The organism is Streptomyces fradiae (assembly GCF_041270065.1).
In the GTDB taxonomy this organism is placed as follows: Bacteria; Actinomycetota; Actinomycetes; order Streptomycetales; family Streptomycetaceae; genus Streptomyces.
In genome coordinates this window covers 3073582-3088548 of the sequence record NZ_CP065958.1, presented here as the reverse complement: position 1 = coordinate 3088548, position 14967 = coordinate 3073582, and the positions used below count along the sequence as shown (strand labels likewise).

The 14967-nt window shown below is 73.7% G+C and carries 16 protein-coding genes; 11 read left to right on the top strand and 5 right to left on the bottom strand.

Annotated elements, in window-relative coordinates; translation table 11 throughout:
- Positions 1-8 precede the first annotated feature (8 nt).
- On the bottom strand, positions 9-488 hold the full coding sequence (locus JAO84_RS13845; protein WP_370413134.1) for an SRPBCC family protein: 480 nt from the start codon (positions 486-488) through the stop codon (positions 9-11).
- Positions 485-1891 (bottom strand): diaminopimelate decarboxylase, encoded by a 1407-nt coding sequence (locus tag JAO84_RS13840; RefSeq protein ID WP_370413133.1) that lies wholly within the window; start codon positions 1889-1891, stop codon positions 485-487. Before JAO84_RS13840 ends, JAO84_RS13845 begins: the two co-directional genes overlap by 4 nt.
- Before the next feature lie 103 nt (positions 1892-1994).
- Here JAO84_RS13840 and hutU point away from each other — a divergent pair, with 103 nt between their 5' ends.
- The 6 genes from hutU to JAO84_RS13810 all read left to right on the top strand — a co-directional run bounded on the left by hutU (position 1995) and on the right by JAO84_RS13810 (position 9021).
- On the top strand, positions 1995-3659 hold the full coding sequence (gene hutU / locus JAO84_RS13835) for a urocanate hydratase (protein WP_370413132.1): 1665 nt from the start codon (positions 1995-1997) through the stop codon (positions 3657-3659).
- 86 nt (positions 3660-3745) lie between these two features.
- Positions 3746-4948, top strand: coding sequence for an allantoate amidohydrolase (locus tag JAO84_RS13830; RefSeq protein WP_370416761.1), 1203 nt, complete (start codon positions 3746-3748; stop codon positions 4946-4948).
- Entirely contained in the window at positions 4939-6276 is a 1338-nt protein-coding gene (locus tag JAO84_RS13825) for a formimidoylglutamate deiminase (RefSeq protein WP_370413131.1), read from the top strand. The genes JAO84_RS13830 and JAO84_RS13825 overlap by 10 nt, the downstream gene beginning before the upstream one ends.
- 80 nt (positions 6277-6356) lie before the next feature.
- Positions 6357-7604 (top strand): imidazolonepropionase, encoded by a 1248-nt coding sequence (gene hutI / locus JAO84_RS13820; RefSeq protein ID WP_370413130.1) that lies wholly within the window; start codon positions 6357-6359, stop codon positions 7602-7604.
- A gap of 23 nt (positions 7605-7627) precedes the next feature.
- A complete protein-coding gene (locus JAO84_RS13815) occupies positions 7628-8299 on the top strand; it encodes a VOC family protein (protein ID WP_370413129.1) in 672 nt (223 codons plus the stop codon).
- Positions 8281-9021 (top strand): hypothetical protein, encoded by a 741-nt coding sequence (locus JAO84_RS13810; protein ID WP_370413128.1) that lies wholly within the window; start codon positions 8281-8283, stop codon positions 9019-9021. The genes JAO84_RS13815 and JAO84_RS13810 overlap by 19 nt, the downstream gene beginning before the upstream one ends.
- A 9-nt stretch (positions 9022-9030) precedes the next feature.
- Here JAO84_RS13810 and JAO84_RS13805 read toward each other — a convergent pair whose 3' ends face one another.
- From JAO84_RS13805 to JAO84_RS13795, 3 genes are all read right to left on the bottom strand, one after another.
- Positions 9031-9345, bottom strand: a complete 315-nt coding sequence (locus JAO84_RS13805; RefSeq protein ID WP_370413127.1) for a hypothetical protein — start codon at positions 9343-9345, stop codon at positions 9031-9033.
- A 285-nt stretch (positions 9346-9630) separates the two neighbouring features.
- A complete protein-coding gene (locus JAO84_RS13800) occupies positions 9631-10254 on the bottom strand; it encodes a phosphotransferase (protein ID WP_370413126.1) in 624 nt (207 codons plus the stop codon).
- Positions 10255-10272: 18 nt separating this feature from the next.
- Positions 10273-11133 carry an RNA polymerase sigma factor SigF gene (locus JAO84_RS13795; protein ID WP_370413125.1) on the bottom strand — a complete coding sequence of 287 codons (861 nt, stop codon included), beginning with the start codon at positions 11131-11133 and terminating at the stop codon, positions 10273-10275.
- A 194-nt stretch (positions 11134-11327) separates the two neighbouring features.
- Between JAO84_RS13795 and JAO84_RS13790 the strand changes: the two genes are divergently transcribed.
- The 5 genes from JAO84_RS13790 (at position 11328) to JAO84_RS13770 (ending at position 14945) form a co-directional block, all read left to right on the top strand.
- The gene (locus JAO84_RS13790) at positions 11328-11699 is read left to right on the top strand and encodes an STAS domain-containing protein (RefSeq protein WP_265868324.1); all 372 of its coding nucleotides are present in this window, start codon (positions 11328-11330) and stop codon (positions 11697-11699) included.
- 127 nt (positions 11700-11826) lie between these two features.
- The gene (locus tag JAO84_RS13785) at positions 11827-12258 is read left to right on the top strand and encodes an ATP-binding protein (RefSeq protein WP_370413124.1); all 432 of its coding nucleotides are present in this window, start codon (positions 11827-11829) and stop codon (positions 12256-12258) included.
- A 118-nt stretch (positions 12259-12376) separates the two neighbouring features.
- Positions 12377-13093, top strand: coding sequence for a peptidase (locus JAO84_RS13780; protein ID WP_370413123.1), 717 nt, complete (start codon positions 12377-12379; stop codon positions 13091-13093).
- A complete protein-coding gene (locus JAO84_RS13775; protein ID WP_370413122.1) occupies positions 13093-13908 on the top strand; it encodes a hypothetical protein in 816 nt (271 codons plus the stop codon). The genes JAO84_RS13780 and JAO84_RS13775 overlap by 1 nt, the downstream gene beginning before the upstream one ends.
- Entirely contained in the window at positions 13905-14945 is a 1041-nt protein-coding gene (locus JAO84_RS13770; RefSeq protein ID WP_370413121.1) for a hypothetical protein, read from the top strand. The genes JAO84_RS13775 and JAO84_RS13770 overlap by 4 nt, the downstream gene beginning before the upstream one ends.
- The last annotated feature ends 22 nt before the right edge of the window (positions 14946-14967 follow it).

Sequence of the window (14967 nt, the reverse complement as noted above, 5' to 3'; positions counted from 1 at the left end):
GACGGGTTCTAGCCCCGGCTCTCCACCGCCCGCGCCATCTCGTCCAGGTCCTTGCCGAGGGCGCGGGCGACCGCCCGTGAGCCGAACCGGTTGAGGAGCCGGGTCAGCACGCCCGGGTTGCGGTCGAGGGAGGGGCGGGCCGTGAAGGTCATGCGCAGGACGGTCGCGGTGGCCGCCGCCGCGGGGCCCTCGGGGTGGAGGGTGAGCTCGGAGACGTAGTGCATGCCGTGGGAGTCGGCGACCGTGACGTACCGCTCGGGCGGTTCGCAGACGGTCACCGTCATCTCCTCGGTGGCGGCCTTGCCGAGCATCCGCCGGGTCTCGCGCCAGCGGGTGCCCACCGCGAAGCCGCCCTCGGTGAGCACCTCGACCTTCTCGACGCCGGAGAGCAGCCGCGGCAGCTCGGGGAGGTCGGTGATCGACTCCCAGACGCGGCCGGGCGAGGCGGCGACACGGCGTTCCACGACGACGGAGGTGCCAGCTGTCATGCCTCCATGTCAGCATCCGGCGCCCGGTCGCGCATCGGATCGCGCGTCGGTTCGTTGGTCGGATCGCGCACCGGATCGCGCATCGGTTCGTGCACCAGGACGCCGGACCGGGCGCCGCCGGACTCGGCCACGATCTCGTCGAGGGTCTGGGCGGGGCGCACGGTGACGAAGACCGTCCCGCCGTCGTCCGTCGGGGTGAATCCGTGCACGGCGGGCCGGGGCAGGCTGTTGTACGCGTAGTGGTGGGCGAAGTAGTAGGCGCCGGTGTCCGGCACCGCCACCACGTCGCCGGGGCGCAGCAGCGGCAGGGCGCGGCCGGTGGCCAGCAGGTCCCCGGCGAAGCAGGCGGGCCCGGCCACGTCCTGGACGACCGGCTCGCCGGTGCGGGGCCGGCCCTCGGCGTCGTACGCGAGGATCCGCAGTGGCCAGGACTCGGGCGCGTAGACGGTGCGGGTGGCGATCTGGACGCCCGCGTGGGTGACGGCGATGGGGCGGCCGCCGGAGGTCTTGGTGTATTCGACCCGGGCCAGGACGGTGCCGTGCTTGGCGAGCAGGGAGCGCCCGAACTCGGTGACCAGCGCGTAGCGCCCGTCGAGCAGTCCGGGGACGGTCTCGGCGAGCAGCCGGGCGTAGTCGGCGTAGGTCGGGGTCTCCTCGTCGGAGGCGAAGTTGACCGGGAGCCCGCCGCCGATGTCGAGGGTGTCGATCTGCTGCCGGCCGGCCTTGGCGTTGATCTCCTCGGCGAGCGCGTACGCGGCGGCGACGCCTTCGGCCATCAGGGCGAGCGGGATGCCCTGGGAGCCGGTGTGGGTGTGAAGGCGGGTGAGCCAGGGGCGGTCCAGATAGGCCTGCACGACGGCCTCGCGGGCGCCCTCGTCGCGCAGCGCCACGCCGAACTTGGAGGTGGCGGTCGCGGTGGAGAGCGCGCCGATGGAACCGGCGCCGACCTGCGGGTTCACCCGCAGTCCGAGCGGCGAGGCGGTGGGCGCGGAGGCGACCAGGGCGTCCAGCCTGGCCAGTTCCTGGAGGTTGTCGGCGTTGACCGCGATGCCGAGCGCGAGGGCCTGGCGCAGCTCGGCGTGGGTCTTGGCGGGGGAGTCGAGGACGGTGCGGGAGGGCGGGATCCCGGCGGCGCGGGCGAGCGCCAGCTCGCCGGGGCTCGCGACCTCGACGCCGAGCCCCGACTCGTACAGGAGCCGGAGCACGGGCACCAGCGGGCAGGCCTTGACGGCGAAGGCATGCAGCACGGGAGCGCTGGTGACGGCGATGAATGCGCTGGTCAGGGCGGCGGCGGAGGCGCGGATGCCGGTCACGTCGAGGAGTGCGGTGACGGGCTCGGCGGGGGAGAGGAGGCCTTGCTCGACGGCGGCGCGGACGGCCCGGTCGCGTACGGAGAGCGTCATGCGTCCATGGCACCACCCGGCGGGTCGGACGCGCAGCTGTTGACTAAGTCTATTCAGGCGGTCAGGATGTGAATATCTGAACCACATTCGAGGAGGCACCGCCATGTCAGGACCCCGACCCGTACGGGCACCGCGCGGTACGGAACTGAGCGCCCTGGGATGGCAGCAGGAGGCCGCCCTCCGGATGCTCCAGAACAACCTCGACCCCGAGGTCGCCGAGCACCCCGACAAGCTCGTCGTCTACGGCGGCACCGGCAAGGCCGCCCGCGACTGGCGCTCCTTCGACGCCATGGTCCGCACCCTGAAGACCCTCAAGCAGGACGAGACCATGCTGGTCCAGTCCGGCCGCCCGGTCGGCGTCATGCAGACCCACGAGTGGGCCCCGCGCGTCCTCATCGCCAACTCCAACCTGGTCGGCGACTGGGCCAACTGGGAGGAGTTCCGGCGCCTTGAGGCCCTCGGACTCACCATGTACGGCCAGATGACCGCCGGCTCCTGGATCTACATCGGCACCCAGGGCATCCTCCAGGGCACCTACGAGACCTTCGCCGCCGTCGCCGCGAAGAAGTTCGGCGGCACCCTGGCCGGCACCATCACCCTCACCGCCGGTCTCGGCGGCATGGGCGGCGCCCAGCCGCTCGCCGTCACCATGAACGACGGCGTCGCCATCTGCATCGACGTCGACCCGCGCGCCATCGAGCGCCGCATCGAGCACCGCTACCTGGACGTCAAGGCCGACAACCTCGCCCACGCCCTCCAGCTCGCCACCGAGGCCCGCGACGCCCGCCGCCCGCTCTCCATCGGCCTCCTCGGCAACGCCGCCGAGCTGCTCCCGCAGATGCTTGCCGAGGGCGCGCCCATCGACATCGTGACCGACCAGACCTCGGCCCACGACCCGCTGTCGTACCTCCCGATCGGCGTCGCCTTCGAGGACATGGCCGACGCCGCCGCCAAGGACCCGGCCGGGTTCACCCAGCGCTCCCGCGAGTCCATGGCCAAGCACGTCGAGGCCATGGTCGGCTTCATGGACGCCGGCGCCGAGGTCTTCGACTACGGCAACTCCATCCGCGGCGAGGCCCAGCTGGCCGGCTACGACCGCGCCTTCGCCTTCCCCGGCTTCGTCCCCGCCTACATCCGCCCGCTGTTCTGCGAGGGCAAGGGCCCGTTCCGCTGGGCCGCCCTGTCCGGCGAGGCCTCCGACATCCACAAGACCGACAAGGCGATCCTCGACCTCTTCCCGGAGAACGAGTCGCTGCACCGCTGGATCAAGATGGCCGGCGAGCGCGTCCACTTCCAGGGCCTGCCCGCCCGCATCTGCTGGCTCGGCCAGGGCGAGCGCGACAAGGCCGGCGCCATGTTCAACGACATGGTCGCCGACGGCACCCTCGCCGCCCCGCTCGCGATCGGCCGCGACCACCTCGACTGCGGCTCGGTGGCCTCCCCGTACCGCGAGACCGAGGCCATGCTCGACGGCTCCGACGCCATCGCCGACTGGCCGCTGCTCAACGCCATGGTCAACGTCGCCTCCGGCGCCTCCTGGGTCTCCATCCACCACGGCGGCGGCGTCGGCATGGGCCGCTCCATCCACGCCGGCCAGGTCTCCGTCGCCGACGGCACCAAGCTCGCCGGCGAGAAGATCCGCCGCGTGCTCACCAACGACCCGGGCATGGGCGTCATCCGCCACGTCGACGCCGGCTACGACATCGCCGAGCGGGTCGCCGACGAGAAGGGCGTCCGCGTCCCGATGCGCGAGGGTGATTCCGCGTGACCTCGTCCCACGACGCCGCCGAGGCGCCCCGCGGCTCCGCCCGGGCCGCCTCGGCGGGGCGGGGGGACTCCCCCTCGTTCCACGCCATGTGGCGCAGCCTCCACGGAATCGGCCGCAACGCGGACTCCGGCGGCTACCGCCGCTACGCCTGGACCCCCGCCGACGCCGACTGCCGCCTCTGGTTCCGGATGCAGGCCGAGGCCCGCCGGCTCGACGTCGAGACCGACCGCAACGGCAACCAGTGGGCCTGGCTCGGCGACCCCACCGCGGGCGACGCCGTCGTCACCGGCTCCCACCTGGACTCCGTGCCCGACGGCGGCGCCTTCGACGGCCCGCTCGGCGTCGTGTCCGCCTTCGCCGCCCTCGACGAACTCCGCGCCCGCGGCGTCTCCTTCAAGCGGCCCCTCGCCATCGTCAACTTCGGCGACGAGGAGGGCGCCCGCTTCGGGCTCGCCTGCGTCGGCTCCCGGCTCACCTCCGGCCAGCTGACCAAGGAGAAGGCCTTCGAGCTGCGCGACGCGGACGGGATCTCGCTGCCGCAGGCCATGGAGGCCGCCGGCTACGACCCCGAGGCCATCGGCCACGACCCTGAGCGGCTCGCCCGCATCGGCGCCTTCGTCGAGCTCCACGTCGAGCAGGGCCGCGCCCTCGACCTGTCCGGCGACCCCGTCGGCATCGCCTCCGCCATCTGGCCGCACGGCCGCTGGCGGTACGACTTCCACGGCGAGGCCAACCACGCCGGCACCACCCGGCTCGTCGACCGGCGCGACCCCATGCTGCCGTACGCCGAGACCGTCCTCGCGGCCCGCCGCGAGGCCGAACTCGCGGGCGCCGTCGCCACCTTCGGCAAGATCGCCGTCGAGCCCAACGGCGTCAACGCCATCCCCTCGCTCGTCCGCGGCTGGCTCGACGCCCGCGCCGCCGACCAGGAGTCCCTGGACGCCGTCGTCGCCGGCATCGAGGCCGCCGCCCGCGACCACGCCGTCCGCCGGGGCGTCGACCTCGCCGTCGTACGCGAGTCGTTCACGCCGGTCGTCGAGTTCGGGCACGCCCTGCGCGAGGAGCTGAGCCGGCTGCTCGCCGACTCCACCGGCACCAAGGTCCCGGTTCTCGGCACCGGCGCCGGACACGACGCGGGTATTTTGTCCGCCTCGATCCCGACCGCCATGCTGTTCGTGCGCAACCCCACGGGCGTCTCGCACTCCCCGGCCGAGTTCGCGGCCGAGGACGACTGCGTGGCGGGCGTCCACGCACTCGCCGACGTACTGGAGGGCCTCGCGTGCAGGTGACGACGTACTGGCTGGAGCACGCCTGGCTCGACACCCACGTCGAGCCGGGCGTGGTGCTCGAAGCGGCCGACGGCCGGATCACCGCCGTACGGACCGGGGCCGAGACCCCGCCGCCCGGCGCGGTCGTCCTGCGCGGCCTGACGATCCCGGGCCTGGCGAACGCCCACTCGCACGCCTTCCACCGGGCCTTGCGCGGCACCGTCCAGGTCGGCAGCGGCACCTTCTGGACCTGGCGCGAGGTCATGTACGGCGTCGCCCAGCGGCTCACCCCCGACAGCTACTTCGCGCTCGCCCGCGCCGTGTACGCGGAGATGGCGCTCGCCGGCATCACCGCCGTCGGCGAGTTCCACTACCTCCACCACGCGCCCGGCGGCACCCCCTACGCCGACCCCAACGCCATGGGTGAGGCCCTGATCGCGGCCGCCGCCGACGCCGGCATCCGTATCACCCTCCTCGACACCGCCTACCTCTCCTCCGGTTTCGGCGCCGCCCCCGAGCAGCACCAGCTCCGCTTCTCCGACGGGACGGCCGACGCCTGGGCCGAGCGGGTCTCGGCGCTCAAGGAACGCGACGGCGTACGGATCGGCGCCGCCATCCACTCCGTGCGCGCCGTCCCCGCGGACCAGCTGGCGACCGTGGCCCGCTGGGCCCAGGACCGCCAGGCCCCGCTGCACGTCCACCTCTCCGAGCAGACCGCGGAGAACGAGGCCTGCCAGGCGGCCCACGGCCGCACCCCGACCCAGCTGCTCGCCGACCACGGCGTGCTCGGCGCGCACACCGTGGGCGTCCACAACACCCACATGACGGACGCCGACATCGCGCTGATCGGCTCGACGGCCACCGGCACCTGCATGTGCCCGACCACCGAACGCGACCTCGCCGACGGCATCGGCCCCGCCGTCGCCCTCCAGCGGGCCGGGTCCCCCCTCTCGCTCGGCAGCGACAGCCACGCCGTCATCGACCTCCTGGAGGAGGCGCGCGCGATGGAGCTCAACGAGCGCCTGCGGACCAGGACCCGCGGCCACTGGACCGCGGCGGCGCTGCTCCGCGCGGCCACGACGGACGGCCACGCGGCCCTCGGCCGGCCCGACGCCGGCCGCCTGGAGACGGGCGCGCTCGCCGACTTCACGACGATCGCGCTCGACTCCGTCAGGACAGCGGGACCGGTACCGCGTCTGGCAGCCGAGACGGCGGTATTCGCAGCGTCGGCCGCGGACGTGCGGCACACGATCGTGGGCGGCCGGCAGGTCGTCCGGGACGGGACCCACGTATCCGTTCCCGACGTGGCCCGGGCCCTCGCGGATTCGATCGCCGCCCTGCGCGGCTGAGCTGACGACCGAGCCGGCTGAGCTGACCGAACTGACGACCGAGCTGACGACCGAGCTGACTGAAGGAGAGACGCCTCACCATGAACAAGGGCCCCGCGGCGACGAACAACCCGGCGGCGAGCTCCGGCCCCACGAGCGCGAACAGCGCCGTGGCGGCGACCGCCACGGTGATCACCAACATTGCCAGTCTCGTCACCAACGACCCCTCCCTCGGTGATGGTTCGCCACTCGGTCTGATCCAGGACGCGGCCGTCGTCGTCGACGGCGACCGCGTCGTCTGGGTCGGTGAGACAAGCAAAGCACCGGCCACTGACAACCGGGTCGACGTCGGCGGCCGGGCGGTGATCCCCGGCTTCGTCGACTCCCACTCCCACCTCGTCTTCGCGGGCGACCGGACGGCCGAGTTCAACGCCCGGATGTCCGGCCAGGCGTACAAGGCGGGCGGTATCCGCACCACCGTCGCCGCGACCCGCGCCGCCACCGACGCCGAGCTGTCCGCCAACGTCGCCCGCTACATGTGGGAGGCGCTGCGCCAGGGCACCACGACCTTCGAGACCAAGTCCGGCTACGGCCTCACCGTCGAGGACGAGGCCCGCGCGCTGCGCATCGCCGCCGAGCACACCGACGAGGTCACCTACCTCGGCGCGCACATCGTGTCGCCGGACTACGCGGACGACCCGGCCGGGTACGTGAAGCTGGTGACCGGCGCGATGCTGGACGCCTGCGCGCCTTACGCCCGCTGGGTCGACGTGTTCTGCGAGAAGGGCGCCTTCGACGGCGACCAGGCCCGGGCGATCCTCAAGGCCGGCCAGGCGAAGGGCCTGCAGGCCCGGGTGCACGCCAACCAGCTGACGTACGGCCCCGGCGTGCAGCTCGCGGTCGAGCTGGACGCGGCGAGCGCCGACCACTGCACCCACCTCACGAACGCCGACATCGACGCGCTCGCGCAGGGCAACACGGTGGCGACGCTGCTGCCGGGCGCCGAGTTCTCCACCCGCGCCGAGTGGCCGGACGCGCGGCGGCTGCTCGACGTGGGCGTGACCGTCGCGCTGTCCACGGACTGCAACCCCGGCTCGTCCTTCACCTCCTCGATGCCCTTCTGCATCGCGCTCGCCGTCCGCGACATGCTGATGACGCCCGACGAGGCGCTGTGGTCCGCGACGGCCGGCGGCGCGGCGGCGCTGCGCCGCACCGACGTGGGCCGGCTCGCCCCCGGCGCCCGCGCGGACCTGATCGTCCTCGACGCGCCGTCGCACGTGCACCTGGCGTACCGGCCGGGCGTGCCGCTGGTCGCGGAGGTCTGGCGAAAGGGCGTGCGGACCGTCTGAGGGCGCCGCTAACCTCGGCGCCCATGACGACGACTCCGCAGACGCCTCCGAAGAAGATCCGGCCGAGCAGCTTCCGCGAGGAGTCCGGCCTGGACGACTGGCGGGTCCTGGGCGAGGGAGCCTGCGCGTACTACCGCACCGGCACCTTCGCCGAGGGCGCCGCCTTCGTGTCCGCCCTCGCCACCCTGCCCGGCTCGCCCGAGCGCGCACCCGACGTGGACCTGCGGCCCGACGGCGTGACGGTCCGCCTGATCACGGCCACCGACGAGCTGTACGGCCTGACCGAGGGCGACCCCGAACTCGCCCGCCGCATCTCGGCCCTGGCCGCCGAACTCGGCCTCACCGCCGACCCGTCGGCCCTCACCGGCGCCCAGGTCACCATCGACGCGCTCGACATCCCCGCGGTCACCCCCTTCTGGAGCGCCCTCCTCGGCTACGCCCACCGCGCCGGCAGCCCGGAGGACCTCATCGACCCGCACCGCCGCAACGCCCCCTTCTACTTCCAGCAGATGGACGCCCCCCGCCCCCAGCGCAACCGCCTCCACATCGACGTCTGGGTCCCCCACGACGAGGCCGAACCCCGCATCGCCGCCGCCCTCGCCGCCGGCGGCCGCCTCGTCACCGCCGAACACGCTCCCTCCCACTGGGTCCTGGCGGACCCGGAGGGCAACGAGGCGTGCGTGGGCACTCTGTGACGTACGAGGAGTTCCTCCTCCTGGCCTCGGCCGACCCGGCGGTCGTGGGCCTCGTCCTCAAGGGCTCCCAGGCCCACGAGGGCATGCCCACGGCCCACTCGGACCACGACCTCTACGTCGTCCTCGCCGACGACACACCCTCCGGCCTCACCCGCTTCGCGGGCCACCGCACCCCCGAACTCGACCTGGTCGTCCTGTCGTTGAGCGCCTTCCGGGCGGTGGGCATGCCGGGCTTCGAGCGCTACGCGCTCGCCCGGGCGCGGGTCGTCCTGGACCGTCTGGACGGGGAGATCGCCGCGATCCTCGCCGCGAAGGCCGTCCTCACGGAGGCGGAGTCCGCCCGCCTCGCCCCGGACTTCCTCGACGCCTACGCCAACTCCCACTACCGCTCCCTGAAGAACGCCCGCGACGGCCACCCGCTCGCCGCCCACCTGGACGCCACGGACAGCCTCTCCCACCTCCTGGACCTCCTCTTCACCCTGGCCCGCCGCCCCCGCCCGTACAACAAGTACCTGGAATGGGAGCTGACCCGTCACCCCCTCCCCGACTGGCCGGCCACGGACCTCCTCCCGCTCCTGACCCGCCTCGCGACCACCCCCGCCCCGACCCTCCAGCGCACCCTCTTCGCCCGCGTGGAATCCGCCGCCCGCGCGGCCGGCCACGGCGCGGTCCTCGACGCCTGGGGCGAGGACCTGGAACTGATGCGGCCGCAGCGAGCCTGAGCCGCGCCCTCACGCCAGCCACAGCCCCGAGCGGCGGTGACGGAACGGCGGGATGTCGACGGTGTCCGTCGCCGCCGGGTCGGTGTTCGCCAGGTGTACGGCGGCGGCCAGGGCGGTACGGAGGCGGGCGCGGGCACGGCGTTCCTCGACGGCCGCCCAGCGGCCGACCGTGGCGTCGTGCTGGTGGCGGGGGAAGGAACGGAACGCGACCTCGCGGCGGGTCCCGCGGCGCGGGTCGCGGAGCACCACGACATGCCAGGGCGCGCCGGGGCGCTCGGGCCGCTCGGCGTGGGCGGGCGGGATGTGATGGGCGGTACGCGACACGGGGCACTCCTCCGGCAGCGACCACCAGGACTCTCCTGGCGGGCTACCGGAAACCGGCCGGGCCGGTGGCGCGGGCGTGAGCGGCGTGAAGCACCGTGATATCCAACCGCATCGGTGACCGCTCGCGCGCGAGATTGGCGGCATGGGACATGCGCGGGCCTACCCCGCACGCACACCGTCTCCCTGCACGCCGACAAGCGCTGCCCGCCCGAGCGGGTCCGGGAGCTGGCCGGCCTCGCCGGGTTCGAACTGCTCGGCGAGGCGCGGATCGGCTGGTAGAAGCGGCTACCCGGCCAGGGTGACGATGAGCTCCCCGGCCGCCGGGATCGACGCGCGTTCCGCCTTCGACAGGTGTGGGTCCTGGGACCGGAGGGCGGTCGCCTGCGCGACGTACGGGGTGACCGGGGTGGGGAGGTGGGTGAGGAGGGTGGTCAGGGCGGTGTGGGCGCCGGGGGCGTAGGGGGCGGGGGAGAGGGCGGCTTCCGCGAGGAGGAGGGCGGACATCGCGCGGTCCAGGCCCGCCGGGCCCTGGCGGGCGGTGCGCCAGTCGATGACGACGGGGCCCGCCGGGGTGAGGACGACATTGCCGGGATGCAGGTCCAGATGGATCCACGGGGTCGCGTGGAGGCGGACGAGGAGGTCCGCGAGCAGGGCGCCCGCCGCCTCCGGGGTGACCGTGCCGGTCACGGCGGCGTCCAGGAGGGTGGGGCCGGTGAGGCGTTCCATGAGGAGGTCGGGGCCCTCCGCGCGGGCCACCGCCGGCACGGGGTAGCCGTGCGCGGCGAGCTCCCGCATGATCCGGGCCTCCGGTGCGGCGTCGCCGCCGTCGCGGTAGCGCCGCAGGACCCGGCCGTCCCCGGCCTCGTACACATCGGCCGAACGGCCCGTACCGATCAGTGACTTCCGCATGCGCCCCCCGCTCCTCCCCTACTCCTCCGCCGTCAGGCCCCTGCGCAGTCGCGCCAGCGTCCGCGACAGCAGCCGCGACACGTGCATCTGCGAGATGCCCAGCTCCTCGCCGATCTCCGACTGGGTCAGCCCGGCCGTGAAGCGCAGCGACAGTATGCGGCGTTCGCGGGCCGGCAGCGAGGCGATCAGCGGCTTGAGCGACTCGACGTACTCGATGCCCTCCAGGCCGTGGTCCTCGTAGCCGAGCCGGTCGGCGAGCGTCGCGCCGCCGTCCGACTCGGCCTCCTCCGGCGGGGCGTCCAGCGAGCTCGCGGTGTACGCGTTGGCCGCGGCCATCCCCTCGACGACCTCGTCGGTGCCGATGCCCAGTTCGCGGGCCAGCTCGTCGACGGTGGGCGCCCGGTCCAGGCGCTGGGCGAGTTCGTCGCCGGCCTTGGCCAGGTCGAGGCGGAGCTCCTGGAGCCTGCGCGGGACGTGCACCGACCACGAGGTGTCGCGGAAGAAGCGCTTGATCTCGCCGATGATCGTCGGCATCGCGAAGGTGGGGAACTCGACGCCGCGGGCCAGTTCGAAGCGGTCGATCGCCTTGATGAGGCCGATGGTGCCGACCTGGACGATGTCCTCCATCGGTTCGCTGCGGGTGCGGAACCGCGAGGCGGCGAACTTGACCAGGGCCAGGTTGAGTTCGATCAGGGTGTTGCGGACGTACGCGTACTCGTGGGTGCCCTCCTCCAGGTCGCCCAGCCGGGCGAAGAGGTTCTTCGAGAGGGCGCGCGCGTCGAGCGGCGCGATCTCGTCGAGGGGCGGGATGTGCGGCAGTTCCGCGCGTTCCGCCACCTCGAGGGGTACGAGGGATACGTCGTCGAGGCGGGGGGACATGGGTCTCCTCCAGTGGTGGTCTCTGTGTCTCTGCTGCGGTGTGCGGCGCCTCCGAAGCCGGCCGTGGGAAATGTGGTCCTTACTAGCCCTACCTGCTCGACCCTGATGGTTGCAAGTGGCAATTGTCTGCTTTGGTATGTATTGCGGTGGAGCTTGTGTGCGGTGCACGCGGGTGCGCTTGTATGGTTCGACGCATGTACCGCCAGCACATCGGCAGCGCACCCGAACGGTTTCGGGTCGAGGTCCGGACCGTGGGGGCGAGCGAGGTGCTCACCCCCGTGGGTGAGCTCGATCACCACACCGCCGAACTGTTGCGTGCGCCACTCGACCACGCGCTCGACGAGGGTCGTACACGCCTCGTACTCGACTGCTCACGCCTCGAGTTCTGCGACTCGACCGGACTGAACGTCCTGCTGGCCGCCCGGCTCCGGGCGGACGCCGGCGGTGGCGGGGTCCATCTGGCCGCGATGCGGCCGCCGGTCGCGCGGGTCTTCGAGATCACCGGGGCGGAGGCCGTCTTCACCCTCCACGACACGCTCGAATCCGCGCTCCCGCATCCCGGCTGAGCAGCCGGCCGAGCGCACGGCCCGGGCGCACGGCCCTCCGCCTCCGCCCGGCGTCCCCGACCCCGGCCCGCCGGGCCCCTGTCCTGAACTCGTCAAGCGATTGCATCGGTATCGGTGAGGTGAAGCGTTGAAGGAGACCGCCTCCGGCGACCCCGAGGTCCGCACCCTCGCCCTTGGGTCGGCCAGTGGCACCGTTCCGCTCGCCCGCGACTTCACCAGGCAGCTGCTCCACGAGTGGGGCTGGCTGCCGGCCGCCACCGCGGATCGCCGGGCCGCCGCCGAGGACGTCCTCCTCGTCGTCTCCGAACTGGTCACCAACGCCTGCCTGCACGCCGAGGGCCCGGAGAGCCTGCGCGTGCTGCGCCTCGCCGAGGTGCTGCGCCTGGAGGTCGCCGACCGAGGCGCCGGCCAGCCCGCCCCGCGCACCCCGCACCGGGCCGGCCGCCCGGGCGGACACGGGATGTTCATCGTGCAGCGGCTTTGCCGCGCCTGGGGCATCGACCGGGTCCCGGGCGCCCCGGGCAAGACGGTCTGGGCGGAACTCGCCGCCCCCGCATAGGACTTTCACAACGCTCTCTCTTCCCTCCACAAGGCACCGGGCGTACCTTGACGGCCAATCTGATGAACCGTCAGCAATGCTGTGGTGAGTGCGGTGAGGGGTGCTTGAGGTGCCGAACGTGCCGAACCGGAGAAGAGTGGCCCGTGCGCTGACGGCGACGGTGGCGGTGGCCGGCTCGGCCGTGCTGGTCTCCGCGCCCGCCGCCCACGCCACCGTCGTCGACGTCGACTACGCCTGCGAGACGAAGATCGGTCCCAAGAGCGCCGTCTCGCCCGTCGACATCAAGGCCGAGAAGAGCGGAAGCTCGTACACGATCACCATGTCCTTCGAGAAGGGCGTCTCGGACAGCCCGGTCGAGCTGCCCAAGGGGGTCATGACCCCGCGCGCCGAGCTGGTGCTCGGCGGCGCCGACAGCGGCAAGGTGCAGGTCAAGGGCGTGCCGAACGCGGTCGCGATCCCGCCCAACACCCCCATCAAGATCGGGCAGTTGACGGGCACGTACACGCCCAAGAAGAGCGGCAAGGTCACCTTCACGGCCGGCACGCTCATCGTCCACGCGCTCGGCATGGACGCCGCCACCTGCAAGCCCACCAACAGCCCCAAGCCCGCCCTGGAGCTGGACGTGACCGCCTCGGGAGGGTCCGGAGGCGGTTCCGGTGGGTCCGACGACCCCGGCTCCTCCGGCGGTACGGACTCGGGCGGCGGGCAGCTGCCCAAGACCGGGCCCCTCGACTCCGCCACCGCGCTCGGCACCCTCGGCGGCACCGTGCTGCTGACCGGCACGGCCGGAGTGCTCTGGCTCACCCGGCGCTCGGCCCGGCACACGGCACGTTGATGCGGGGGGTACGGGCGGGCCTCGGGGCAGTCGCCCTTCTCGGCGTGCTCGCGGCCGCCCCGCCGCCCCACGCCGACGCGGGCGCCAGGGCCGACGCCGGGGCCTGGACCGCCGCGCCCGCCGCCGGCCGCCCGTACGTCTATCTGGAGGGCGCCGCCGGCAGTGTCCTGCAGGACACCCTCTCCGTCACCAACCCCGCCCCGCGCCCGCTCACCGTCCGCCTCACCGGCCAGGGCGGCGCGCCCGTCGCCTTCGCCGCCACGACCGTGACCGTGCCCGCCCGTACCCGCGCGGACGTGCCCTTCGCCGTCACCGTCACCGCCGACACCCCGCCCGGGGAGCACCGCGGTGCGGTACGGGCCGAGGCCGCCGGGCACGCCACCGTCGTCCCGCTCCACCTGCGGGTGAGCGGGCCCCGGCTGGCCGCGCTGACCGTCGAGGACGTGCGCGTGGAGCGCTCCGGCACCCGGTGCACCCTGCGCTACACCCTGGTCAACCGCGGCAACACCGTGCTCGCCCCGCGCCTCGCCGTACGCGCCGAGGGCCTCTTCGGCACCGTCCTGGACCGCCCCGCGCAGGCCCTGCCGGTCACCCTGCGCCCCGGCGAACGCGTCACCCGCACCGACCCCTGGCCCGACCCGCCCGCGCTCGACTCGGTCACCGTGCGCCTGACGGCCGCCGCCCCCGGCGCGGCGCCCGCGACCGCCCGCGCGGACGCCTCCTTCGCCTCCCCGGCGGGCGTCGGTGGTCTGGCGGCCGCCCTCCTCGCGACGGCGGGCACGGCCACGTACGCGATACGACGGAGGAGACGATGACGTACCTGCGTACGGCGGCGGGCGCGCTGATCACCGCACTGCTCACCGCGCTCCTGCTCGTCCTGCCACTCGCCCTGCTGCCGGCCACCGCCACGGCCGCCGAGGCGCCCCGGGTCGCGCTCTCGCAGGCCGAGGGCGGCAAGGGCGGCGAGATCACCGTCAGCGGCTCCGGCTGGAAGCCGGGCGCCCTGCTCATGCTGCTGGTCTGCGGACAGTCGGCGCCCGGCAAGGGCGTCATCGGCGGCACCAACTCCTGCGCCAACACCGACGGCCGCGCGGCCACGGTCGACGCCAAGGGCTCCTTCAGCGCGAAACTGCCCGTCGCCGAACCACCCGTGCCCTGCCCTTGCGTGGTGCACGTGGCCGGGGTGACCGGCCAACAGGACGCCGTGGACGCCGCGTTCGCGGTCGCCGGCCACCCCACCGCCCCGCTGCCCGAGACCACCGGCACGGGCCGGCTCGCCGTTCTCACCTCGGCCCGCCTGGAGGGTTCGAGCGGGGTCCTGGTGTGGTTCGGCGCCCCGGCCCGGCGCGAGGTCGTCGTGACCCTCGGCAACCTCGGCCAGACACCGGTCAAGGACCCCGTCTTCGAAGTCGGCACCAGCCACGGGGTGTTCGCGCCGCAGTACGAGGAGCGCCAGTGGCGCGGCACGATCGAACCCGGCCGCAAGGCCCTGGTCAGACTGCCGGTCGAGCTGACCGCCGGCGCGCACGGCGACTACCAGGTCTCCGTGCGCTTCGGCGGCAAGGTCCTCGTCGAGCAGTCCTGGGGCGTCGGTCGCCCCTGGGGCGTGACCCTGTTCTGGGTGCTGCTCGCGCTCGTCGTCCCGGCCGCCCTCTTCCGTATCGGCATGGCGGTCGTGGACCGGGTCCGCCCGGCGGCGGCCTTCGTCCCCCGGGGCCGCCGGGCCCGTGGCCGTACACCTGCCCCCGCCCCCGCCTCTGTATCCGTATCCGAACCGACGGCGGTCCTGCCGTGGTTCACCCCTGACTCCGCACCGTCAGAGACCAGTCCGACGACGAAGGGACAGGCGTGAGTACGACACGCACGACGACACG

Excerpts from the sequence above, each read along its gene's own strand:
- JAO84_RS13790 (WP_265868324.1), top strand. The coding sequence starts at position 11,328 with ATGTACCGCCAGCACATCGGCAGCGCACCCGAACGGTTTCGGGTCGAG.
- JAO84_RS13800 (WP_370413126.1), bottom strand. The coding sequence starts at position 10,254 with ATGCGGAAGTCACTGATCGGTACGGGCCGTTCGGCCGATGTGTACGAG.
- JAO84_RS13845 (WP_370413134.1), bottom strand. The coding sequence starts at position 488 with ATGACAGCTGGCACCTCCGTCGTCGTGGAACGCCGTGTCGCCGCCTCG.
- hutU (WP_370413132.1), top strand. The coding sequence starts at position 1,995 with ATGTCAGGACCCCGACCCGTACGGGCACCGCGCGGTACGGAACTGAGC.
- JAO84_RS13815 (WP_370413129.1), top strand. The coding sequence starts at position 7,628 with ATGACGACGACTCCGCAGACGCCTCCGAAGAAGATCCGGCCGAGCAGC.
- JAO84_RS13770 (WP_370413121.1), top strand. The coding sequence starts at position 13,905 with ATGACGTACCTGCGTACGGCGGCGGGCGCGCTGATCACCGCACTGCTC.
- hutI (WP_370413130.1), top strand. The coding sequence starts at position 6,357 with ATGAACAAGGGCCCCGCGGCGACGAACAACCCGGCGGCGAGCTCCGGC.
- JAO84_RS13795 (WP_370413125.1), bottom strand. The coding sequence starts at position 11,133 with ATGTCCCCCCGCCTCGACGACGTATCCCTCGTACCCCTCGAGGTGGCG.
- JAO84_RS13830 (WP_370416761.1), top strand. The coding sequence starts at position 3,746 with ATGTGGCGCAGCCTCCACGGAATCGGCCGCAACGCGGACTCCGGCGGC.
- JAO84_RS13775 (WP_370413122.1), top strand. The coding sequence starts at position 13,093 with ATGCGGGGGGTACGGGCGGGCCTCGGGGCAGTCGCCCTTCTCGGCGTG.
- JAO84_RS13840 (WP_370413133.1), bottom strand. The coding sequence starts at position 1,891 with ATGACGCTCTCCGTACGCGACCGGGCCGTCCGCGCCGCCGTCGAGCAA.